This is a genomic window from Anoxynatronum buryatiense, from assembly GCF_900182905.1.
Classification (GTDB): domain Bacteria; phylum Bacillota; class Clostridia; order Peptostreptococcales; family Tindalliaceae; genus Anoxynatronum; species Anoxynatronum buryatiense.
This window is the reverse complement of the sequence record NZ_FXUF01000015.1, coordinates 32,087-54,536: the sequence shown is the minus strand read 5'-3', so window position 1 is coordinate 54,536 and position 22,450 is coordinate 32,087. Positions and strand designations below refer to the sequence as shown.

The window sequence follows — 22,450 nt, the reverse complement described above, 5'->3', positions numbered from 1 at the left end:
AAAAGAACAGGAGACATGGAAATGAATAAAACGGACAACCAGCACAGTACCATGACATGCATCGTATGCCCCATGGGCTGTCATCTCGATATTGAACACACCACAAAAGAAGGAAACTACCAGGTGACGGGAAACCAGTGCCCCCGGGGAGAGCAATACGCCATTGAAGAAATCACCCATCCCACCCGGATGCTCACCACCACCGTAAAGCTGAATCATGGAAACGTCACCCGGCTGCCGGTGAAAACCGCTCAACCTGTTCCAAAAGCATTGCTGTATCAGTGTATGCAACAGTTGAACCAACTGGAAGTGGAGGCGCCGGTGAAACAGGGGCAGGTATTGATTAAAAACCTGCTGAACACCGGTGTGGATGTGATCGCCACCAGAAGTGCTTAAATCGCTTCCCCAATTGACCCGGCAGCTGTCAACCCCTCATCACTGGTATGGCTCTTCGAACTGACAGTTGCCGGGCTTTTTTTAAGGTAAAGAAACAGCATGCGCAAAAAAGTGAACAGAGTGCCATTGCAGACGTTTTTTTGAACAAAGAGACTCATTCCGGGCGAATGTGTTATATCATATTTATGTGTTATATCATATTTAATGAAAGGGGGACTGATCTTGATATCCACAACCGAGTTGATACTTCGGCTGGTGCTGTCAGCCGTCATCGGAGGTTTCATTGGCATGGAAAGGGAAGCCAATAACCGGCCGGCAGGTCTCAGAACCCATGTGCTGGTCACTGTCGGCTCAGCCTTGATCATGCTGCTTTCCATGTATGGCTTCACCCATCTCACCGCCGCCGACAGAGGCGATCCCGCCCGTTTGGCAGCGCAAGTGGTCAGCGGGATCGGTTTTCTGGGTGCGGGAACTATTCTGAGAACAGAGAATAAAGTCAGTGGGCTCACCACTGCTGCAAGTCTTTGGGTGTGTGGCGGCATTGGGCTGGCCATCGGCAACGGCTTCTATCTTGGTGGTTTGGTAACAGCAGTGGTGGTTCTCTTTACACTGCGCAGCCTTGGCGTCCTGGAAAAAAAGTTCTTTAAGAAGAAATACCGCGTTTTAATCATTCAGTTCTACGAACGTCCAGGCCTGATAGGTGATATTGGTCAGATCATGGGAAACAACAGCATTCTCATTAAAGACATTCGTATGGTATCAGAGGAAGAGCTGGAATCTGAAGATGAAGATGAAGGTCCTGGCATGATCACAGAAGCCTATTTTGCCGTTAAACTGCCGGCAAAGTATGTCGGTAAAAAATTTTTCAGTGAACTGATGGCTGTTTCGGGAATGATCAGCGCCCAGTGGGAAGGTGGCAAAAAACGTTTCCCGGCAAAGCCCTCCGAACCCATTGAAAAAGAAGACTTATAGGACCTGGGAAACTTATTTGTGACCCGCGGCGGATGGCATTTTTCTCATAGAGACTTTGGGGATGATTTCACACAGCCTGCAGAAAAAAGAATCCGCTGTTTTCAACTTATCAACAGACTTACCCACATTATCCACAGGGTGGGGTGAACTTTGTCCACAAATTTCAAGAGTTATCCACAGAAAAGGGCGTTCTTTGTTAAGAATGTGTAAAATCAATGCCTTTCATGTCAAGAGGGAACATACTTTTCTTTTTTTATCCACAGTCCTTTTGATAAAACTGACACGCCCCGAAAAAAAATCTGCTGCGGCCATGCAATTGGTAGGTCATCCAACTTATTTTGAACTGTTAATTTCCGGTTGTTTTGCCCCTGAGGAATCGGGTATATAGAAACATACCATCCTCCCCATCAATTAACACCATTCCGACCTCGCAGCTGGGGCGGATGTGTCAGTTACCGGCATCGCCGGACACTTGAGAGATGACAGCCGGCATGAGAAATAAATAGGGAAAGGGGCTGGAGTGATGAAAGTAACAGTTACCGGAAAGAACATTAATGTGACAGATGCTTTGAGAGATACCATTGTGGCTAAAATGGAGAAGCTGGATAAGTATTTCAGTAAGGAGGCTGAGGCGAAAGTCACCCTCTCGGTGCAAAAGGAACGTCAGATCATGGAGGCAACCATTCCCATCAGCGGATCAGTGCTGCGAGCAGAGGAAGCCACCATTGACATGTATAACACCATGGATAAAGTGGTTGATAAGCTTGCTGCCCAGTTGAGAAAGCATAAGACCAAACTGGAGCGTAACCGGATCAATCATTATGAAACCATCAGGTTTGAAAATATCCCCATGGATGAGACTGATGACAGCTTTGAAGCCCGCATCGTCAAGACCAAACGATTCCCGGTGAAGCCCATGAATCATGAAGAAGCCATTCTTCAAATGGAACTGGTGGGTCACAGCTTCTTTGTATTTGCCAATGATGAGACCAATGAAGTCAATGTGATTTATAAGCGGCGTGACGGCAACTACGGGCTGATTGAACCCAATGTGGAATAAGCACCCGCGGTTTTTCGTCGCCGATGATGAATAAACAGACAATCCCCGCCCTTTTTCCGGCGGGGATTGTTTTTTTCTGCGACAATAACTGATATAATGGTACTCGCAGACAAAGATGGGATTCATCCGTCTATCTGTTTAAGGTAAATATCAGTGAATCATTGTTGGAATCACATCGAAGGAAGTGATTGAATGTTCATCGAAGCCCTCATGCTGGGCATTGCCATCGGCCTGTTCCGCGGCGGCAATCTGAAAAGTTTGCGCAGCGCCCACATTCGCATGTCGGCACTGCTGGTACTGGCTTTTCTGATTCAGGCTGCCCTGTCGTTCATGATGCTGGCAGGAAGCCGGTTGTTTCTGGACTTCAGGCTGGTGTTTTATGCCGTCAGCTATGGTCTTCTATTCATTGCATTGTTTTTTAATTTGAATAACAAGGCCGTGTGGCTGCTGATTCTGGGGAGCCTGCTGAATTTTGCCGTGATCTTTCTCAATGGCGGCACAGTGCCCATTGCGGTTGAAGCCCTTGAAAAAGCCGGTTTCACCAACAGATTAGAATTGATTCAGTCAGGACGGCTGTTGCAATATCAGCTGACAGAAGGCCCCGGCGGATGGCTGGCATTTTTGGGTAAGCGCCTCACACCGCCTGCCGCCTATCCCATTCGCCAGGTGTTTTCCATTGGTGATCTGGTGATATCGATGGGTCTTTTCGTCTGGATTCAAAGCCTTCTAATGGGAGACGGCCACTATCAAAAAGCCCGGGTCATTCGGATTGACCACAAGGGAAAAATCTGGCGATAGTAAGCGCCACCAATTCATAAACGAGGTGAAAGAAATTGAAAGCATTATTTGAAAAAGTGTTCGGATCATACAGCGAGCGGGAGTTAAAACGCATGGATCCGCTGGTTAAAAAAATTGAAGCCCTTGACAGCACCTTTGCAGCCATGAGCAACGAAACCCTAAGGGCAAAAACCATTGAGTATAAAGCGCGGCTGGCCCAGGGAGAGACCCTGGACGATCTTTTGCCTGAAGCCTTCGCCACTGTTCGTGAAGCCGCCTGGCGGGTGCTGGGGCTGAAGCATTACCCGGTACAGCTTTATGGCGGTATTGTGCTTCATCAGGGGCGCATTTCTGAAATGAAAACCGGTGAAGGAAAAACCCTGATGGCCACCCTGCCGGTATACCTCAATGCCCTGTCAGACAAAGGGGTTCACGTGGTGACGGTGAATGATTATCTGGCCCGCCGTGACTGTGAATGGATGGGTAAGGTTTATGAATTTCTGGGAATGACCACGGGTGTCAATGTGCACGGTCTGTCTCCGGCAGAAAAAAAAGCCATCTACGAGGCAGACATCACCTACGGTACCAATAACGAGTTTGGGTTCGACTACCTGAGAGATAACATGGTAATCCAGAAAGACAACATGGTGCAGCGGGATCTCAACTATGTCATTGTGGATGAGGTGGACAGCATCCTCATTGATGAAGCCCGCACCCCCCTCATCATTTCAGGAGAAGGCGAAAAGTCCACTCAGCTCTATGCCCTGGTGGACCACTTTGTGCGGGGGCTTAAGAACGAAATCCACTACAATGTGGATGAAAAAGCAAATTCGGTGGCCCTGACAGAAGAAGGGGTGGAAATTGCCGAAAAGCATTTTTCCCTTGAAAATTTGTCAGATCCGGAAAACATGGAAATTTCCCACCACATCAACCAGGCCCTGAAGGCCAATAATTTGATGAAACGTGACAAAGACTATGTGGTGAAAGACGGCGAAGTGATCATTGTGGATGACTTCACCGGCCGCCTCATGTTTGGGCGCCGGTACAGTGACGGGCTGCACCAGGCCATTGAAGCCAAAGAAGGTCTGGATGTCCGCCGGGAATCCCGTACTTTGGCCACCATCACTTTCCAGAATTACTTCCGTATGTACCAGAAAATTGCCGGTATGACGGGTACCGCCAAAACTGAAGAAGAAGAATTCAAGGCCATTTACGGGATGGATGTGGTGGAGATTCCCACCAATGAACCGGTGGTGCGGGAAGACCATGCCGATGCCATTTACAAGAATGAACCGGGAAAATACGCAGCGGTGGTGGAAGAAATCATTGAACACCATGCCACGGGACAGCCGGTGCTGGTGGGTACCATTTCCATTGAACGGTCTGAACTTATTTCCCGTATGCTGCAGAAAAAAGGCGTGAAGCACGAAGTTCTTAATGCCAAACAGCACGAGCGGGAAGCTGAAATTGTGGCCCAGGCAGGCCGCAAGGGTGCGGTGACCATTGCCACCAATATGGCTGGCCGGGGTACAGACATTCTGCTGGGAGGTAATCCGGAGTTTCTGGCAAAGCGGGATCTGAAGGCAAAGGGTATTGACGATGAAGTGCTGGCAGCTGTCACAGCCCTCACCATTCCAGACGATCCTGAAATTCAGGCCGTTGCCCGGGAATATGAGCGGCTTCATCAGCAGTATAAACAGGAAACAGATACAGAGCACCAGGCGGTCATTGCCGCCGGCGGTCTGCATATCATCGGAACCGAACGCCATGAATCCCGGCGTATTGACAACCAGCTGCGCGGTCGTGCCGGCCGGCAGGGAGACCCGGGTTCTTCCCGCTTTTTCATCTCCCTTGAAGACGACCTCATGCGTCTTTTCGGCGGTGAGCGGATGCAGGGACTGGTGGAAAAACTGGGACTGGAAGACGACATGGCCATTGAACATGGCATGTTGTCCAGATCCATTGAAAATGCACAGAAAAAAGTGGAGGGGCGCAACTTTGGCATCCGCAAGCATGTCCTCCAGTATGATGACGTGATGAACAAACAGCGGGAAGTCATTTACAACGAACGCCGCAAGGTGCTGGATGGGGAAGACATGCGGGATCAAATCCTGGCCATGGTGGAAACCATCATCGACAGCGCCCTGGAACTATATACCGCCAACAGCGAATATCCCGAAGAATGGGAACTGGAAGACCTGAACCGGCATCTCCAGGCCCAGTTCAGCCTGGAAACTTTCTATGATGCGTCTGATGTGGAATCACTCACAAAGCATGGGCTGCGGGAGGAAATTCTGCAGCATTGCCTGGCTCATTATGAGGTGAAGGAACAGGAAATCAGCGCTGAACGCCTCCGTGAAATCGAACGGATCCTCATGCTCCGGGTGGTGGACACCAAGTGGATGGATCACATCGATGCCATGGATCAGTTGAAACAGGGCATCGGGCTACGGGCCATCGGGCAGGAAGACCCGGTGCGGGCTTACCAAAAAGAAGGCTTTGACATGTTCCAGGAGATGATCCGCAACATTCAGGAAGAAACGGTGAAAGTGCTCTTCCACCTCCAAAAGGACGCAGTGGTGCAGCGAAAAGCAGTGGTGAAGGTGAACCCTGTTCCTGGCAGTGACGGCAGCGTTTCCGGCAGCGGTACCGTGGTGAACAAAGAAAAAGTCGGTCGCAATGATCCCTGCCCCTGCGGCAGCGGTAAAAAATACAAAAAGTGTTGCGGTGTGTAATACTGAAGCACAGCGATAAGGAAGGTGAAAAGATGCTGAATCTGGAAAATCTCCGGGCAGAAGTGCAGGAACTGAAAGAAAACATCACTGAAATGGGGGCTTCTCTTTGACGTCCCAGGTCTGCAACAGCGAATGGAAGAACTGGAACTGAAAATGGCATCCCCTGGTTTCTGGGATGACCATGATGTTGCCCAGGAGGTGCTGAAAACCAGCAAAAACCTCCAGAACAAGGTGGCGGAATACCAGGGATTGGAAAAAGCCCACGATGATCTGATGACCCTGCTGTATTTTTTGGAAGAAGGGGAGTCGGAGTTTGAAAAAGATTTTGTGAAAGGGCTGGAAAGCCTGAAAAAACAGGTGGAAACCATCCAGCTGAAAACCCTCCTCAGTGGTGAGTACGATCACTTAAATGCCATTGTGTCCATTCATGCCGGTACCGGCGGACTGGACGCCCAGGACTGGGCGGAAATGCTGTACCGCATGTACACCCGTTGGGCAGATGCCAGCGGCTACGGACTGGATGTCTACGACCTCCAGAACGATCCGGAAGCCGGCATTAAGAGCGTTACCTTTACCGTTAAGGGGGAAAATGCTTACGGCTACTTAAAGGCCGAAAAAGGGGTTCACCGGCTGGTACGGCTGTCTCCGTTTGACACTGCCGGCAAACGTCACACCTCTTTTGCTTCGGTGGATGTCATGCCCGAACTGGACGACACCGTGGAAGTGGACATTCAGGTGTCAGACCTGCGTATCGACACCTACCGCTCCAGTGGTGCCGGAGGCCAGCACGTCAACAAAACAGATTCAGCGGTGCGCATCACCCACATCCCCACGGGAATTGTGGTACAGTGCCAGAACCAGCGTTCCCAGCATTCCAATAAGGAAACAGCTCTGAAAGTGCTGAAAGGCAAGCTCATCGAGCTGAAAATAGAAGAGAACAAAGAAAAAATCGAGGAACTACAGGGAGACTACAGCCAGATTGCCTGGGGAAGTCAAATTCGTTCCTATGTGTTCCACCCCTACAGCATGGTGAAAGATCACCGCACCAATGTGGAAGTGGGGAATGTGTACGGTGTCATGGATGGGGATCTGGATCCCTTTATATACGGGTATTTGCGGGAACAGATGAAAGCCTGACGGTGAGGGCATTATTGAAAACACCGTGGTGACATCTGCCAAGAATCCATTGCAGGATATTCATTCACAGCGGGGTATTCGGCAGTTGTTCACTAAATGATGAATTGATGATTAAATGAGTGAGTGAGGAGGCGTGATACATGTCAATGGAACAGTTATTGGAAAAATTTACTGAAGCCCAAAAAGAGCAGTTGGCCAAGTGTCAGACAGTTGAAGCGGTGAAAAAACTGGCAGATGACCAGGGAATCCAATTGACCGCCGAAGAAATGGCATTGGTGGAAGAAGTATTCAACCAGACGGGAGAACTGAATGAAGAGGAGTTGGACCATGTTGCCGGCGGCTGGTTTTTAGTCAACAACAGGTTGAAAGAAACTCCCCTGCCCGGCAGCGCTCGCATACTTCCCAAAGAATAAACTTCTGTTTCAATCATTTGGTGCATGTTATTTCCAAACCAACAAAGCTAACAATAAGCGGGTGGCTGTCCAAGAACTTGGACAGCCACCCGCTTATTGCGTACTTTCATAACCGGTGAAACAGCATCATGGTAAGGCTGTGAAAAAGGTTTTTCTGATGATTACATCATGATATCCAGCAGGAGCCCCCGAATGTCATCCAGTCGTTTTAAGACTTTAATCCGGTCTGTTTCCTGGTCCAGAAATTCTTTGGTGAGTTCGTCCAGCTCCCGGTCCACATTTTTCACAATGCAATAAACCCGGTGCCGTCCCCGGCGGTCAAGAAAATTTTGCTTGGAAAAATGGTGAGAATTTTTGGAAGCCACATCCAAAAACTCTTTCACCAGCTTCTTATAGTGAAGCACGTCATTCAAATAAAGGCGCTCGCCAATTTTTTCCGCTTGGGCGGTGATTTTTCCGTAGAGGTCCTGCAAATGTTCCCGCACATGCTCAGATTTCACATGATCCAGCTTCTCCATAAAGACCCGCTGGGCAGGTTTCAGATGCTCCTGCTCAAGGACTTCCGGCCGCGAGATTGCTTCTTTGGGTATGGTTTGTTCAATGCGTGATACCATGGGAATCGCTCCATCTCTATCAATTCACCACAATGGCGACATGGTGGCGGGGGGGACGCGTTACTGAATCTCTCCAATATATCAATCGGCGTAATGGCCATAAATCTTAAGAGGCGTGGCTGCTCTTTTCACAGTAACGAGCAGTTCATTTCATGGCAATGAAACAAAAGGATTGTCGCTGTGGGGATTTGTGAAGAAAAAAGGGTGGTGATGTCCCGTCAGACGAATCGACGGTTGTCGGTTAAGAGATGAGGAACCCATGTCGATAACTTTATAGAAACGGATTTGAAATCAACGATGAATGCAAAAAAATAACCATATTTCACCAGTGAAACGATTCAATAATCAATGGCCCAACCAATGAATCAGCCGATGAACCGATAAAGGAGAAAAGCCCATGATCAGCTCTTTTTTTGATAAAATCAATGCACCCGTGCGACAGCCCACCTATGGGCGCCCTGACAACCGGCAAGCCCTCACCGGCGTGCTTCTGGAAAAAAACGGGCGGGAAGTCAGTGTGCTGGTTTCTGACGCCCGGGTGGTGAAAGCCCTGCTGAAAGAACCCCTTCAACAGGAGCCGGGTGAAAAAGTGGCCATCGACCGGCGTCAGATCGAGCAGATGGAAACCCAGGAAAAGAAAACCGATGAGAAAATGCCCCAGGAAAAGATGACTGAGGAAAAAACAGCGGCCCACCCGGCGGATAAACTGCTGGAACGCCTTCAGGTGCCGGTGAATGAAGATACCCGAAAAGCACTTGAAAACCTGGAAAAGTTCGGGTTGGAAGTGAACCGCGGCAATCTCATGGCCCTGACCACCGCCAAAAGCTTACTGGAGCAGGTAACGGGCCAGTTGACCCATGAAAAAGCCCTGAAGCTGTTGGAACAACAGATCGATCTTGAACGCACCTCCTTACAGGAACTGGCCCAGCGTCTGCGTGAAATGCCGGAGGAAAAAGAAAAATTTTCATTCCTGAAATTTCTTGGGTTGAAAAAAGAGATGACCACCAGTGAGGCAGAAAAACAAGCCCAAAAAATCTACGGCCAAAAGATGGGAAAAGATGTGGCAGATGCCATCAAAGCTTTGGATAAACAGGGAATCACCATCAGCCGCCAGCAGGTGGACCGGCTCATTAACCTGCAGGAAAAAATCTTCGGGTTGAAAGACCTGAAAGATGAAACTCTGACAGAAGTCCTCAAGGGAAAAATCGAACCCAGCCTGGAAAACATCTATAAGCTTCATCGCGGCGTTCGTCAGGGCATGGTGGCATCTCAGGCTGCTGTTGGTTCCGGGAAAGGGTATGGCGACCCGGTGAGCGTGCCTTCGGCGGCGCTTCACCCCGCTGAACTGGCCAGAATGACGGATGAGATCGCCCGGCACTTGCAAACAGAGGGGATGGAAGTTAACGAAGAACGTATCCGCATGGCAGGGGTACTGCTCACCGGTGGAGTGGCTGTCACCGGCGACACCCTGGAGCAAATGGAATCGTTGAAAGCTGCCGTTCAACTGGTGACAGAAAAACTGGACGTTCATTTACTGGCAGCCCTTGAAAAAGCAGGCATACAGGTGGAAAAAGAAGATATTCGCCAGTTGGCGGAGTGGATTCGGGAACATGAAGCGTTGCAGGGAACCGGTAAAGAATCCGGTTCACAGGCATCAGACACAACCGCAGGCAGTGCAGCGACCAATGCCGAGGCAGTGAAAGCCACCATGGAACAGCTGGAACAGCAACTGGATAAACTGTCACAACTGGATGAGAAACAGCTGGCACAGCTGATTCGCCAGGGGGGCAGCCTGCGGCTGGAGCAACTGGCCCCTGTGGCGGAACGAATCACCCTCTCAGGCCTTTCTGAAACAGACCAACAGGCCCTGCGGCTGGCTCAGACGCTGGGAAGACTCTCAGAAATGAACCTGGATATGGCTGCCCTGCATCTGCGGCGCCAGGCTCCCATGACCCTTCAGCAACTGGTTGCCACCCAGGAGATGTGGAAGACCCAGCAACTGGAAGGAACAGTTTCCGGTGATGCAGGCAAAGAAGAAGCCCTTCCCATGGCAGATGCCTCCCGGGTAGATCAGGTGGTGGCCCAGTACCTGGCACAGCAGGGGATAGCCCCGGCAGCCGGCGGTGCCCACGAAGACCTGGAAGCCCTTCGGGCCCTTGGCCGGCAACACCTTCCCCTGGAAGAAAGCCGGGTGAGTCAGCTATACGCCATGCGGGGCGCAGTGGAAAATCTGCAACAGATGACCCTTGACGAAGCCCGGCAGTTGGTGACACCATCATCGGGCGTGGTGGAAGAAAAACCCCTTGCAGACCTGGTGCCCCAGGCCCTTCTCCAACCAGAGGGAGCTGGCAGCCTGGAAGCGGGATTCCAAAAAATAGAACTGTTGCAGCTTCTCCAGCAGCTCACCCCCGATGCATTGGCCCTGCATCTCAAACATGACCTGCCCCTGACGCCGGAAGCCCTCAAACTGACGTTGCAGCTTCTGGGCGGGCAGATAGATATGGAGAAGTACCGGCAGGAGATGGCACTTCATATAGGGCGATTGACGAATGAAAATCCCCTGACAGATAGAGAAAACATGGCGCATTCAACAGATACACGCCGGCAACTTGAAAACATCACAATGCCCCGGGAGATGGATGGGCGCATGGAGATGCTCCTGAACCGTCATGTCGCCGAACAGTTCCCCCACGCTTCTTCAGACCCTGAGACAGGTGCACTGATGAAGGCAGCGGCCCACGCTCTCATGGCCCAGCAAATGCCCGTGAAACGGGATAGTCTTCAGCAAATGATGCAGCTGATGCGGCTGGCAGACGATGTGGAACAGCGCCTTCATCAGCAAGGCACGCTTCCCGCTGATCGGGGCGGTGCGCCGGTGATGCAACAGTCCCTGGAAGAACTGATGAACAGCCTGAAAGTCACAGCAAAAGAAGAAACAGTGCTGCCAACAGCTCCCACCACATACCAGCTGGAGCAGATGGCGACAACCCTCAGCAGCCTTCAGGCACTGGCGGGTGAGACAGACCGGAAAGAAAGCCTGCTGTCTCTTTTGATCAAAAATGCGACCCCCCTCACCCTGCAGGAAGTGAAACAAATGGATCTTTTTTTGCAAAACCGTCATCAAACAGGCCAGTTGTTGGGTCAGATGATGGATTTACTGAAAGAACAGGGCAACTCCGGCAACCGATATGCCCAGGAGGCAGCCCAACAGCTTTCGCGTCTGATGGAACAGGCCACCGGTCAGCTTCGCAGCGGTCAGGGAGCCGATGAGCAGCTTTACCGGGAGGCTGCCCGCATTCTCCGCGATCTGGAGCCGGCACTTCAGCAAATGAATCCGGAGGCCAGGGAAAACCTGGGTCAGGCGGGGGAACGTCTCCTCAACTCCCTTGAACTGCAACAGCAGCTGAACCGGGAAGATACGGTATTTCAGCTTCCCTTCATGCTGGGAGGTCAGTTGCAGAACCTGCAGGTGTATTTCATGAACCAGCGAAAGAACAAAAAAATTGATCCTCAGGACATGACGGTGCTGTTAAACTTCGATACCCGGCACATGGGAAATCTCAACGTGTTTGTTGGGGTGAAGTACAAAAAAATAGTCATGAAAATTGGTGTGGCCAGGCAGGAAGATAAAGACTGGATCGACTCCCGCCGGGCCCAACTGGAAGAGATGCTGGCGGCCATGGACTTCGAAATCAAAGACCTCAGCTACCGGGTGGAAGAAGAGCAGCATTTGATGAGCTTGGCCGAAGACCTGCAGGCATTCAGAGGCTTGCGTCATGGCCGGCTTGATCTGCGGATTTAGGGGGCGCTTCCATGAAAAAGGAATCCAAATCATCGCCAAAACTGAAACATGCTGTGGCCCTGCGCTATGATTTGCAGAAAGACTTTGCCCCCCGCATCACCGCAAAGGGAAAGGGCATTGTGGCTGAGAATATTCTCCGACAGGCAGAAGATCATCAGGTGGCTGTGGTGGAAAACGAAAGGCTGGTGAAGGAATTGCTCCAGTTTGAGCTGGGAACAGAAATCCCCCCTGAGTTGTATGATATTGTGGCCCAGATTCTGGTGTTCGTGGAATCTGTGGATCAAGAAAAAGGGCTTGCAGCCCTAAAGCAGCAGAAACATTTATAAAGAATGCTTCTGCCTCTAAAGTCAGTGGAATTTCAAGTCGATATAAGTGTTGAAACCAATCATTATCAATGAATTTTGCTTCACTGCTGAATAGCACATCGCCCCAAAGATTCATCAGCCGGAACAACTGCAGGGAAACCTGATAAGCAGTCAAAGCAGTTCATTCAAACGATTTTTCAAGGAGTACAGGCAACATCGGCAAAGTGCCACGGAGGGCATCACCGCCGCGTCGGTACCATGGAGGGTTCAGACATCAAACTAAATTGAGTGGAGGGAATCACCCATGAGAATCAATCACAACATACCGGCACTGAATGCTCACCGAATTTTAAACCGTAACAATACCAGCGCAGCAGGCACCATGGAGCGTCTGTCTTCCGGCCGCCGTATCAACCGTGCCAAAGACGATGCCGCCGGCATGGCCATCAGTGAAAAAATGAAAACCCAGATTCGGGGACTTCGAAAAGCCAGCCAGAACACCCTGGACGGCATTTCCCTGATTCAGACAGCAGAAGGCGCCATGAACGAAGTGCATGCCATGCTGCAGCGTATGCGTGAACTGGCAGTGCAGTCTGCCAACGGTACCACCACCGATGAAGACCGGGAGGCCATTCAGGCTGAAGTGAACCAGTTGACTTCAGAAGTCAACCGAATTGCCAACGGCACCGAGTTCAATACCCGAAAGTTGCTGAGGGGGAATGAAGCACCCGATAGCAACACATTTGTACACCGAATGAGCACTGGTACAGCGGCAACCGTTTCGGGGTCAATTGACAATACAATTGACCTGTCTGCTGAATGGATGACCATCACAGTAGACGGGCAGGAAAGAACCGTGCGCCTGGGCAGTATCAATGGGGCAGCAACAGAAGAAAAAATGCTGGGTGTGCTGAATGATGCCCTGGGTAATCTGGGAAAAGCTATTTTCAGTGATAACACAGGTGGTTTTGAAATTGTTTCAACTTCCATCGGAGGCAGAAGTTCCATCTTAATTGAAGGTTCGGCCACTGCTTTGGGTGCCTACGGGTTGACACCGCCCAGCGTAAATGTGACAGGAACAGCAGAAGTGGATACTGGCCTGGCTTCGGGAACCATCTATTTTGCCGGAATGCCGGAACATGGGTCCACGCTGACGATCGGCGATGACAAAATAGAGTTTTATGACAGCAGCATTGAGCCCTATACCGGCTCCAATCGTCCCATTGATATTGCAGGACGTACCGTTGATGATATTTTAGATATTATTGTTGCCATGGATTTCGCAGGCGTGGGTTCCATTGTGAAGGATTTTGCTGTTGAAGACTATCCCAATACTGGAGACAGCAGCGGACGTTTGCGCTTTATAGCATCAGATGTAGGATTTGCCGGACAGACGGTCTTCCTGGAAGGAACGCCCAAAGAGTTTGTGGCAAATCTGCAGATTGGACCCAACCAGGGACAGGGGTTCCGCTTGTCTGTGGGAGATATTCGTGCGGTTCAGCTGGGAATCAGTTCAACTAATCCAGATGGCAATACAGGCGTTAAAGGTGCTTCCTATGTGGGAGACAGCAAAGATGTCACTGATGGTATGTCGGCAGGAGGCATTGAACACGCTTTGAATGTTTCCAATGAAGAAACGGCTGCCTCTGCCATCACTGTTTACAACAACGCCATTATCAAAGTGGCCCAGCTTCGCGGTGAACTGGGTGCCATTCAAAACAGGCTGGAGTACACCTCCGCCAACCTTGATAACACCCAGGAAAACATGACAGCCGCCCTTTCCCGCATTGAAGATACCGATATGGCCCTTGAAATGAGTGAATACACTAAGATGAACATCATGATGCAGGCAGGCACCAGCATGCTGGCCCAGGCCAACCAAATGCCTCAAATGGTGCTGCAGCTGTTGGGATAATCAACCGCTGATGTTGATGTGATAAAACGATGAGCCGGTCATCAGAAAAGATGATCGGCTCTTATGTGAATGGTTGACAAATGTGACCTGAAGGCAAGGGAGGTTTTAAGATGACGGAGCAGGAAAAGTTGGAACAACAAGTGGCCCAGGCCAGTGATGCAGAGCTGGTGGTGCTGTTATTGGAGGGGATCAACACCCGCCTGGATGAAGGAATTGGCGCTGTCACTTCCGGCGATCATGAATTACTGGAGACTGCTGTGGCGAAGATTCGCGCTATTTTGGGAGAACTGCTGGCAACCCTGTGGGGCGACTCAGAGGTGGCCATTCAGTCCCGGCAGATTTATCTCTATATGAACAAGCTGGTGACAGATGCAGGGAACCGGCGGGCCAATGAACCGCTGGAAGAAGCGAAAAAGGTGCTGAAACCGTTGCTGGATGGCTGGCAGCATCTGGTGAAACACCCGGAACTGGCCGAAGCACCGACATCCACCCAAGGCCCCTCAGTGGTGGCGGGCATGACTTATGGAAAAGGAACCCTGAATGAAAGCGTGATGAACAGCGGGGACCGGCTGGGCAAAGGCTGAAGCGCTTCAACAAAACAGATGACATTTCACAACCAAAAGACCGGAGAAGCGTCGTGCGCTTTCTCCGGTCTTTTGGTTGTACTCCCTGCCGATTGCCAATGAACATTGTCACTTTTGAAGTTAACAATTCACTATTCCTTGCGAACTATCCACTTTAGCTCAGTGGTATAATGATCTTTGCCGCTTTTGAAGTTAACAATTCACTATTCCTTGTTAACTATCCACTGCAACTTACTGGAACTTGTCTGACGCTTCTTCGTCCACAGAGGTTTCTGAAGCCATCTCATCGAAAGCAGTCGGATCATACTGGTTAGCTGGGTCATCCAGGTCATCCGGGTAAGTCTGGCTGTCATCATACGCCTCTGCAGGAGTTGAGAGCCGTTCTGTCTTTTCTTCATGAGTGGTGGGTTTTTCCAGCAACTGCTCCCGGGTAACGAACTGATCCAGCAGCTCAGTGGTTTCCCGGGTCATTTGGTTCAGTACCTGAGCGGTTGAAGCAATTTCTTCCACCGAAGCCGATGACTCCTGGGAAGCCGCAGCGATTTCCTGAGCGATGGCAGACTGATCCATGGCAACGGAAGAAATATGGTCAATCTTAGAAAGAATAGAGTCTTTGCTGCGGTTGACAGAACTGATGGAAGAACTTGCCTGGCTGATCTTAGGCGGCATCTTGGTAATGTCGTTGAGGATGGCTTTAAAGGAATCGATGGAGCTGTGCACCACATCTTCCTGTTTTTTCAGCTGCTGAATATTATCTTCGGTGGTTTTGACGATGGTGTGGCTTTCGTGAACGATTCCTTCCAACAACTGGTTGATATGGGCTGAAGACTGGCTGGATTGCTCTGCCAGTTTTCGCACCTCGTCAGCCACAACGGCGAAGCCTCTGCCGGCGTCGCCTGCCCGGGCGGCTTCAATGGCGGCATTCAGGGCCAGTAGATTGGTTTGGGCAGAAATTTGATTGATGGAATTGGTGATGTCTCCAATTTCCCGCAAACGCTTATCCAGTTTTTGTACCTGCTGGCCGATATCATTGAAGGCCTGGCCGATGATGGCGGTGGAGCTCACCAGCTCATTCAGCTGACTGCTGCCCACAGAAACCAGTTCACCGGTTTTTTCAGCATCCGACTGTACAGATTCAATGACCTGCACTGTGCCCTCCAGTTCCTGCCCGAAATCACTGAGAATCTGGCTGATGGCAGCCAGTTCCTCTGCCTGGGAATTGGAGCCGGAGGCGACTTCCTGAATGGAAGTGGCCACCTCCTGAGAAGCCAGCGACATATCATCACAGATTTTTGCCAGCGAGTGGGCGCTTTCGTCGGTATATCCCATATTCAGCTTGGTTTGCTGCAGGGTTTCAGAAACCCGGCTTAAGGTGACGGCCAGCGCTTTTTTGATGGAACCAAACTCATTTTTCTGGTTCTCATCCAGCTCCGGAGTAAAGTCGCCGGTGGCAACCACTTCAAAAACACTGTTAATTTCTTTGGTGGAAGAACGGATAATCAACATGACGACAAGGGAAATGAAGAACAGCAGCAGTGCGGCAATGAGGGTAATACTGATGATTTGGCGCACATTCGCCTGATGAATGGCCAGACTGTCCTCATAAAGAGCGCCGGCCATTTCACGGTCCTGGTTCATGATGATAGAAAGGTTGTTGATCATGGAACGGCCCATGGTTTCCAGAGAACCGGAAAGCTGGGCAACAGACGCTTGAAGTTCGAACAACTCCAGTTCCTGCTCTGAGGCACCTTCTTCAGGTTCAGCAGCGGGAGCGGCAATGGTCTCCTGGGTTGCTTCGGCAGATGTATCATCTTCAGGGGAGGCAGTTTCAGCAGGGTCTTCCAGCGGCTCACCCTCAGTCTCAGTGTCTCCCGGCACTTCGGCGGCCGGCACTTCGCCGGCTGTGGCGGCTCGTGCCTGGGCACTCTGGGCAACCCGAACATCCCGGCTGAGACGTGAATGCGCCTCCAGATTGGCCACGAAAGTCGCCCAGGTATTGAGGAAGTCCCCGTGAGTTCGCTTGGCAGTGTCAAAAAGAACCTGTTGGTTGGAATCCTGGCGAATGCCTTCGCCGTAGGCTGTGAAAAGGGCAGTGGTGGATTCGTTCAGTTTCTCCACCTCATCAGCCACGCTGGGAAAATAGCCATAGGCCGTCAGACGGCCGATTTCCAGCCGGGCGACCATCAGCTGATTTGTCAGCTCCATGGCCAGTTGCGTGCGGAGAACCGCTTCTTCATTGATTCTTTCCACATTCTGGTTGATGGCGTTCATTCCCTGAAGCCCGCTGTAGCCAATCCAGGCAGTGGACAGGATCGCCAGCAAAACAATAATGGCGATGCTGTGGGTGATGCGCAGGTTGTTAAATAGCTTATGCATAGTCTTCCTCCTTCGGTAATCTAATTCAGTAATCTAAAAAAGCACTATCATTATGTAAGTGGCCCGATAAAGGCACGAAAACAAGGAATAAGGGAACTGTTAATAGAATTGAAACAATGGGAGACGGGAAAAATGAAAAAGAAAAGCAGCGTCAGCAGCGGCTGGGTACATGATGTTCAGCGCTAAAAGTAACGTTGCTGACATTTTTGTATTAACATCCATTTTATCACAGTCGAAAGAGGGAAACCAGCCTTGAATACGTTTTCTTTGGCAGCCTTATTTTCGGCGATATCATCGTCATGGCCGAAGCTTTCGGCGGTGGATACCGGCATTGATATATCAACACCTGAGTCAAAGGCTGACTTCGATTGGAAGGCGAAAGGGTCAGGCGGCTGTGTTTTGTGAAAAATATGCTATACTGAAATCATTCAATCCAATCAAATACAAGGGGGAACACCATGATGGATTTTGTTCAAATACTGGCAGGCGAATTTCATCTAAAAACTTCGCAGGTGGCACAAACACTGGCGCTTTTGGAAGAAGGCAACACCATACCGTTTATTGCCCGTTACCGGAAAGAGATGACCGGGGGCATCAGCGATGAAGTGCTGCGGGACCTCCATCAGCGGTTGACATACCTGCAAAACTTGCAGCAGCGACGGGAAGAAGTGTACAGGCATATCACCCAGCTGGAAGAAATGACCCCTGAGTTGGAAGAAAAGCTGGCAAAAGCCACCACACTGACAGAAATCGAAGACCTTTACCGGCCCTACCGCCCCAAGCGGCGCACCCGGGCCACCATTGCAAGGGAAAAAGGGCTGGAAGCCCTGGCAGCCTGGCTGCAAAGCCGGGATGTTCCCGGCCACGACCCCCTCACAGAAGCCGCAGCGCATCTTAACCCTGAACAGGAGGTCAATACACCTGAGGAAGCCCTTCAGGGTGCCATGGATATTGTGGCGGAAGATCTGGCCGATGAAGCGGAGCTGCGGAAAAAATTGCGGCGGCTTTTATGGCAGCAGGGAGAACTGGCAGTGAAAGCCAAGGATGAAACGGCAGAGTCAGTCTATGAAATGTACTATGACCACCGGGAACCGGTGAAAAAAATACCGGATCATCGGGTACTGGCAGTAAACCGGGGAGAAAAAGAAGCGTTTCTGAAAGTGGCGCTGGTGATCCCGGAAACGGTGGCAGTGACCCAGCTGGAAAAAGCACTTCTGGTATCAGAAACTGATCCGCGCAATGAAACCCTGCGGGCAATTGCCGTTGATACCTGGAAACGGCTGCTGCTTCCCTCTCTGGAAAGAGAAGTGCGTAACGAACTGACCGAACGGGCGGAAGCCGCCGCCATCATTCTATTTGGCAAAAATATGGCCGGCCTGCTGATGCAGCCCCCGGTGACAGGGAAACGGGTGATGGGCATTGATCCAGCCTATCGTACGGGCTGTAAACTGGCAGTGGTGGATGAAACCGGACGGGTGCTGGAGACCACCACCATTTACCCCGTGCCGCCTCAGAATGAAATGGTCAATTCTGCTGCCACGGTGAAGCGCATGGTAGCCAGTCATGGCATCACCGCCATGGCCATCGGCAACGGCACCGGATCCCGGGAAACAGAGCAGTTCATTGCTTCCCTCATCCCCTCTTTCCCTCACCCGGTGGCCTATGCCATTGTCAGTGAGGCAGGTGCCTCTGTTTACTCGGCCTCCAAGCTGGCTACAAAAGAATTTCCTGACATGGATGTTTCCCTGCGGGGAGCAGTTTCCATCGCCCGGCGTTTGCAAGACCCCCTGGCAGAGCTGGTGAAGATCGACCCCAAGGCCATCGGCGTGGGCCAGTACCAGCACGATGTGAACCAGAAGCAGCTGGAAGAACGGCTCTCAGGCGTTGTGGAAGACAGTGTGAACCGGGTGGGAGTGGATGTGAACACCGCATCGCCCTCCCTCTTACAGTATGTGGCGGGCATCAGCAAAACAGTGGCCGAGAACATTGTGGCCCACCGGGAAGCCAACGGCGGATACACCGACCGAAAAGAGCTGCTGAAAGTTCCCCGTCTGGGCCCGGCCGCCTTTACCCAGTGTGCCGGTTTTCTTCGGATTCGCCAGGGAAAAAACCCCCTGGACAACACGGCGGTGCATCCGGAATCCTATCCCCAGGCACAGTCGCTGCTGAACAAAGTGGGCCTCACCCCCGCTGATCTGGCAGCAGACCGCAGCAGTCTGCTGGAAGAAAAGCTGGCAGACCTGAAGTTGGAGGCGCTGGCAAAAGAGCTGGACATGGGGCTGCCCACCCTCTGTGATATGGTGGCAGAGCTGAAAAAACCGGGACGTGACCCCCGGGAAGAACTGCCGAAACCGGTGTTTCGAACCGATGTCATGAAAATGGAAGACCTGGAGCCGGAAATGGAGCTCACCGGCACGGTGCGCAATGTCATCGACTTTGGTGCCTTTGTGGATATCGGTGTCAAGCAGGACGGCCTGGTACACATCTCTGAGTTGCGCAATGGCTTTGTGAAACATCCCCTTGATGTGGTGGCGGTGGGTGACGTGGTGACAGTTCGGGTACTCAGTGTGGATCTGAAGCGCCAACGCATCGCCCTCACCATGAAAAAAGAAAAATAGTTGCAACCATCACCACCTTGCCTTATAATAAAAACAAAGGCAGCCTGTGCTGCTTCATACAAGTCTTCAGGGCAGGGTGAAATTCCCGACCGGCGGTAAAGTCCGCGAGTCGCTGTGGCGATTGAACCGGTGTAATTCCGGTACCGACAGTATAGTCTGGATGGGAGAAGATGAACGTGTTTTTGTCAATCTTGTCATGCATCGGCGCCTGAAGACCAGGCGCTCTTTTTATGAAAACAATCAGGAGGGACAACAATGGAAAAAGTAGAAAAAGCAACCCCCGTCACCCGTTCCCGGCTGACCACCAGCCAGTTGACCAAAATATCGGCCCTGGCGGTCATGGCCTATGTATTAATGTTTCTGGAGTTTGGGCTTCCTTTCTTTCCAGGATTTCTAAAAGTGGATTTCAGTGATCTGCCAGCCCTCATCGGAGCATTTGCCATGGGACCAGTGGCAGGCATTCTGATTCAGCTGGTGAAAAACATGATTCACTTTATCACCAAAAGCTGGTCTGGCGGCGTGGGAGAATTGGCCAACTTTATTGTGGGTGTCTTTTATGTGGTGCCGGCAGCCTTGATTTACCACTACAAGAAAGATCAAAAACATGCCTTGATCGGGATGTTGGTGGGCACTGTTTGCATGACAGTGCTGGGCTCAACGGCCAATTATTTTGTGCTGATTCCCATGTACTCCCAGTTTATGCCGCTGGAAGCCATTATTGAAATGGGTGCGGTGATCAACCCCCGCATTGTCGATGTGAAAACCCTGGTTCTTTACGGGATCGCTCCTTTCAACTTCTTTAAAGGGATGATGATCGCCGGAATGACCCTGGTGCTTTACAAGCGCATTTCACCCCTTTTGAAAAAATAAGTTTCCCTGGCCGGATCCTCTTGTCAAAATGTGCCAGTATGCTATACTGAAACAAGCAATGACCCAAACCATCAGGGCTTCCGAAATACGGGAGCCCTCGCCTTGGTTTTTTGGAAGGAGAAGCAGTTCATGAACATGTGTCGAAAAGTTGTGAAACAGAGCCAGACCGAAGCCATTGCGGCAAAACTGGCAACCCTGTTGAAGCCGGGAGATGTGGTCTGTCTTTCAGGTGACCTGGGAGCAGGTAAAACCACCTTCACCAAAGCCCTGGGAAAAGCCATGGGAATCAGGGAGAACATTACAAGTCCCACCTTCAACCTGGTGCAGGAATACGATGGTGATGTGCCCCTCTATCATTTTGATGTCTACCGGTTGCTGAAACCAAGTGAGTTCAGGGACCTTGGAGCAGAAGAATATTTTTCGGGGGCGGGTGTCTGTGTCATCGAATGGGCCAATCTGGTAAAAGAATACCTGCCTGAGCGGCACCTGTGGATTGAAATCAAGTGGCTGGATGCCAGCCGTCGTGAAATATGCATCACCCCCTCTGAGACCTTTGGAAACACGCTGGTGAAGGAGCTGGGAATCACATGAAACTTCTCGCTGTGGAAAGCACTTCCATGGCTGCGGGTGCAGCCCTCATAGAAGAAGACCGTCTGCTGGGTGAAATTCGGCTGAATCACCGTAAAACCCATTCGGAACAACTGCTTCCCATGGTGGACCAACTCCTCACCCTCTGTCAGTGTCCCATGGAATCCCTGGAGGGGCTGGCCGTTTCTGTCGGGCCCGGATCTTTCACGGGGATTCGCATCGGTGTGGCCACTGTCAAAGGACTGGCACAGGCTCTGAATCTTCCCGTTGTAGGGGTATCCACCCTGGAAACCCTGGCCTGGCAGGTGTCGCCCTTTAAGGGACGGGTGGTGCCGTTGATGGACGCCCAGCGAAACCTGGTCTATACGGCGGGTTATCAATTTCACCGGTGCGGCGAAGCGCCGCCCGAAATCATCACGCCGCCGGATGTGTTACATATTCAGGAACTGTTGGAAAAACTCATTTCAGAATCAAAGATTTCACAAGAAGAACCCATTCTCTTTACCGGTGATGCCCTGCCCCTTCATGAGGAGCGCCTGAAAGGGGCACTGGGAGACAGGGCGGTTTTTGCCCTGCCCATCCACGCCATGCCTTCCGCCGCGGCCCTGGCCCAGTGCGGTCTTTTCAAAATGAAAGCGGGTGAGGGAGTTGCCCCGGCGAAGGTGCAACCGGTTTATCTGCGCACTTCCCAGGCAGAAAAAGTCCATCACCAAAAGGAACTTCTGAAAAAGGCGGGAAAATGACCATGAAGACGGATCAGGGAGAAATTCGAGCCATGACAGCGGCAGATATCCCCGGTGTCATTGACATTGAAAAAGCATCCTTCACCACCCCCTGGACCCATCACGCCTTTCGTCTGGAGCTGAAAAACCAGCTGGCGGTTTACCGGGTGGCCGTGGTGGCGGGTAAAATCGCTGCCTACGGAGGCATGTGGCTCATCATTGATGAAGCGCATGTCACCAATGTGGCCGTTCATCCCGGGCACCGGGGGCAGCATTGGGGAGAAAACATCATGCATGTTCTCATGGCAGATGCCTGCAGCCGGGGGCTGCTGCGCATGACACTGGAAGTCAGAAAAAGCAATGATCCTGCCATTGCCTTATATCGAAAACTGGGTTTTCGCATGAGCGGGATTCGCCCCGGATATTACCAGGATACGGGTGAAGATGCCCTGATAATGTGGGCTGAACTGGATCAACGCATTTCCTGCAAAGAGACACTTTAGCGCTGCAGCCATTCCCAAGGGGGTCGCTGCAGTTTTTTACAATTCGCTGAAATACCGCCGCTG

General features: G+C 51.3%; 19 protein-coding genes and 1 riboswitch. Of the genes, 17 read left to right on the top strand and 2 right to left on the bottom strand.

Features of this window, described 5'->3' with window-relative positions; all coding sequences use genetic code 11:
• Positions 1 to 21 precede the first annotated feature (21 nt).
• The 8 genes from QOL74_RS15290 (at position 22) to QOL74_RS15255 (ending at position 7,490) form a co-directional block, all read left to right on the top strand.
• Positions 22 to 396 carry a DUF1667 domain-containing protein gene (locus tag QOL74_RS15290; protein ID WP_283410370.1) on the top strand — a complete coding sequence of 125 codons (375 nt, stop codon included), beginning with the start codon at positions 22 to 24 and terminating at the stop codon, positions 394 to 396.
• Positions 397 to 618: 222 nt separating this feature from the next.
• Positions 619 to 1,368 carry an MgtC/SapB family protein gene (locus QOL74_RS15285; protein WP_283410369.1) on the top strand — a complete coding sequence of 250 codons (750 nt, stop codon included), beginning with the start codon at positions 619 to 621 and terminating at the stop codon, positions 1,366 to 1,368.
• Positions 1,369 to 1,429: 61 nt separating this feature from the next.
• On the top strand, positions 1,430 to 1,756 hold the full coding sequence (locus QOL74_RS15280) for a hypothetical protein (RefSeq protein ID WP_283410368.1): 327 nt from the start codon (positions 1,430 to 1,432) through the stop codon (positions 1,754 to 1,756).
• Positions 1,757 to 1,891: 135 nt separating this feature from the next.
• A complete protein-coding gene (hpf, locus tag QOL74_RS15275; RefSeq protein ID WP_283410367.1) occupies positions 1,892 to 2,428 on the top strand; it encodes a ribosome hibernation-promoting factor, HPF/YfiA family in 537 nt (178 codons plus the stop codon).
• Between the two features lie 192 nt (positions 2,429 to 2,620).
• Positions 2,621 to 3,226: a DUF5317 domain-containing protein gene (locus QOL74_RS15270; protein WP_283410366.1), complete on the top strand. Its 606-nt coding sequence runs from the start codon at positions 2,621 to 2,623 to the stop codon at positions 3,224 to 3,226.
• A gap of 35 nt (positions 3,227 to 3,261) precedes the next feature.
• Positions 3,262 to 5,940 (top strand): preprotein translocase subunit SecA, encoded by a 2,679-nt coding sequence (gene secA, locus QOL74_RS15265; protein ID WP_283410365.1) that lies wholly within the window; start codon positions 3,262 to 3,264, stop codon positions 5,938 to 5,940.
• 32 nt (positions 5,941 to 5,972) lie between these two features.
• Positions 5,973 to 7,077, top strand: a protein-coding gene (gene prfB / locus QOL74_RS15260) for a peptide chain release factor 2 (RefSeq protein WP_283410364.1) whose coding sequence is annotated in 2 segments (ribosomal slippage) — positions 5,973 to 6,047 and positions 6,049 to 7,077 — 1,104 coding nt in all. Because the reading frame shifts where the segments join, the coding sequence is not laid out codon by codon here.
• A gap of 140 nt (positions 7,078 to 7,217) precedes the next feature.
• A complete protein-coding gene (locus QOL74_RS15255) occupies positions 7,218 to 7,490 on the top strand; it encodes a hypothetical protein (protein ID WP_283410363.1) in 273 nt (90 codons plus the stop codon).
• 161 nt (positions 7,491 to 7,651) lie between these two features.
• On the opposite strand, the gene QOL74_RS15250 is transcribed toward QOL74_RS15255, so the two are convergent.
• A complete protein-coding gene (locus QOL74_RS15250) occupies positions 7,652 to 8,104 on the bottom strand; it encodes a YaaR family protein (RefSeq protein WP_283410362.1) in 453 nt (150 codons plus the stop codon).
• A gap of 397 nt (positions 8,105 to 8,501) precedes the next feature.
• Between QOL74_RS15250 and QOL74_RS15245 the strand changes: the two genes are divergently transcribed.
• From QOL74_RS15245 to QOL74_RS15230, 4 genes are all read left to right on the top strand, one after another.
• Positions 8,502 to 11,906: a DUF6240 domain-containing protein gene (locus tag QOL74_RS15245; protein ID WP_283410361.1), complete on the top strand. Its 3,405-nt coding sequence runs from the start codon at positions 8,502 to 8,504 to the stop codon at positions 11,904 to 11,906.
• An 11-nt stretch (positions 11,907 to 11,917) separates the two neighbouring features.
• Positions 11,918 to 12,232: an EscU/YscU/HrcU family type III secretion system export apparatus switch protein gene (locus tag QOL74_RS15240; RefSeq protein ID WP_283410360.1), complete on the top strand. Its 315-nt coding sequence runs from the start codon at positions 11,918 to 11,920 to the stop codon at positions 12,230 to 12,232.
• A gap of 283 nt (positions 12,233 to 12,515) precedes the next feature.
• Entirely contained in the window at positions 12,516 to 14,126 is a 1,611-nt protein-coding gene (locus QOL74_RS15235; RefSeq protein ID WP_283410359.1) for a flagellin N-terminal helical domain-containing protein, read from the top strand.
• 110 nt (positions 14,127 to 14,236) lie between these two features.
• Positions 14,237 to 14,710 carry a flagellar export chaperone FliS gene (locus QOL74_RS15230; RefSeq protein ID WP_283410358.1) on the top strand — a complete coding sequence of 158 codons (474 nt, stop codon included), beginning with the start codon at positions 14,237 to 14,239 and terminating at the stop codon, positions 14,708 to 14,710.
• Positions 14,711 to 14,941: 231 nt separating this feature from the next.
• On the opposite strand, the gene QOL74_RS15225 is transcribed toward QOL74_RS15230, so the two are convergent.
• The gene (locus QOL74_RS15225; protein ID WP_283410357.1) at positions 14,942 to 17,086 is read right to left on the bottom strand and encodes a methyl-accepting chemotaxis protein; all 2,145 of its coding nucleotides are present in this window, start codon (positions 17,084 to 17,086) and stop codon (positions 14,942 to 14,944) included.
• A gap of 461 nt (positions 17,087 to 17,547) precedes the next feature.
• On the opposite strand from QOL74_RS15225, the gene QOL74_RS15220 reads away from it, so the two are divergent.
• The 5 genes from QOL74_RS15220 to rimI all read left to right on the top strand — a co-directional run bounded on the left by QOL74_RS15220 (position 17,548) and on the right by rimI (position 22,387).
• Positions 17,548 to 19,704, top strand: coding sequence for a Tex family protein (locus tag QOL74_RS15220; RefSeq protein WP_283410415.1), 2,157 nt, complete (start codon positions 17,548 to 17,550; stop codon positions 19,702 to 19,704).
• Between the two features lie 58 nt (positions 19,705 to 19,762).
• Positions 19,763 to 19,880, top strand: a riboswitch (FMN riboswitch).
• 79 nt (positions 19,881 to 19,959) lie between these two features.
• Positions 19,960 to 20,574 carry an ECF transporter S component gene (locus tag QOL74_RS15215; RefSeq protein WP_283410356.1) on the top strand — a complete coding sequence of 205 codons (615 nt, stop codon included), beginning with the start codon at positions 19,960 to 19,962 and terminating at the stop codon, positions 20,572 to 20,574.
• 129 nt (positions 20,575 to 20,703) lie between these two features.
• Positions 20,704 to 21,165, top strand: coding sequence for a tRNA (adenosine(37)-N6)-threonylcarbamoyltransferase complex ATPase subunit type 1 TsaE (tsaE, locus tag QOL74_RS15210; RefSeq protein WP_283410355.1), 462 nt, complete (start codon positions 20,704 to 20,706; stop codon positions 21,163 to 21,165).
• Positions 21,162 to 21,905 carry a tRNA (adenosine(37)-N6)-threonylcarbamoyltransferase complex dimerization subunit type 1 TsaB gene (gene tsaB / locus QOL74_RS15205; RefSeq protein ID WP_283410354.1) on the top strand — a complete coding sequence of 248 codons (744 nt, stop codon included), beginning with the start codon at positions 21,162 to 21,164 and terminating at the stop codon, positions 21,903 to 21,905. The genes tsaE and tsaB overlap by 4 nt, the downstream gene beginning before the upstream one ends.
• A gap of 2 nt (positions 21,906 to 21,907) precedes the next feature.
• Positions 21,908 to 22,387: a ribosomal protein S18-alanine N-acetyltransferase gene (gene rimI, locus QOL74_RS15200; RefSeq protein WP_283410353.1), complete on the top strand. Its 480-nt coding sequence runs from the start codon at positions 21,908 to 21,910 to the stop codon at positions 22,385 to 22,387.
• Positions 22,388 to 22,450: the final 63 nt, after the last annotated feature.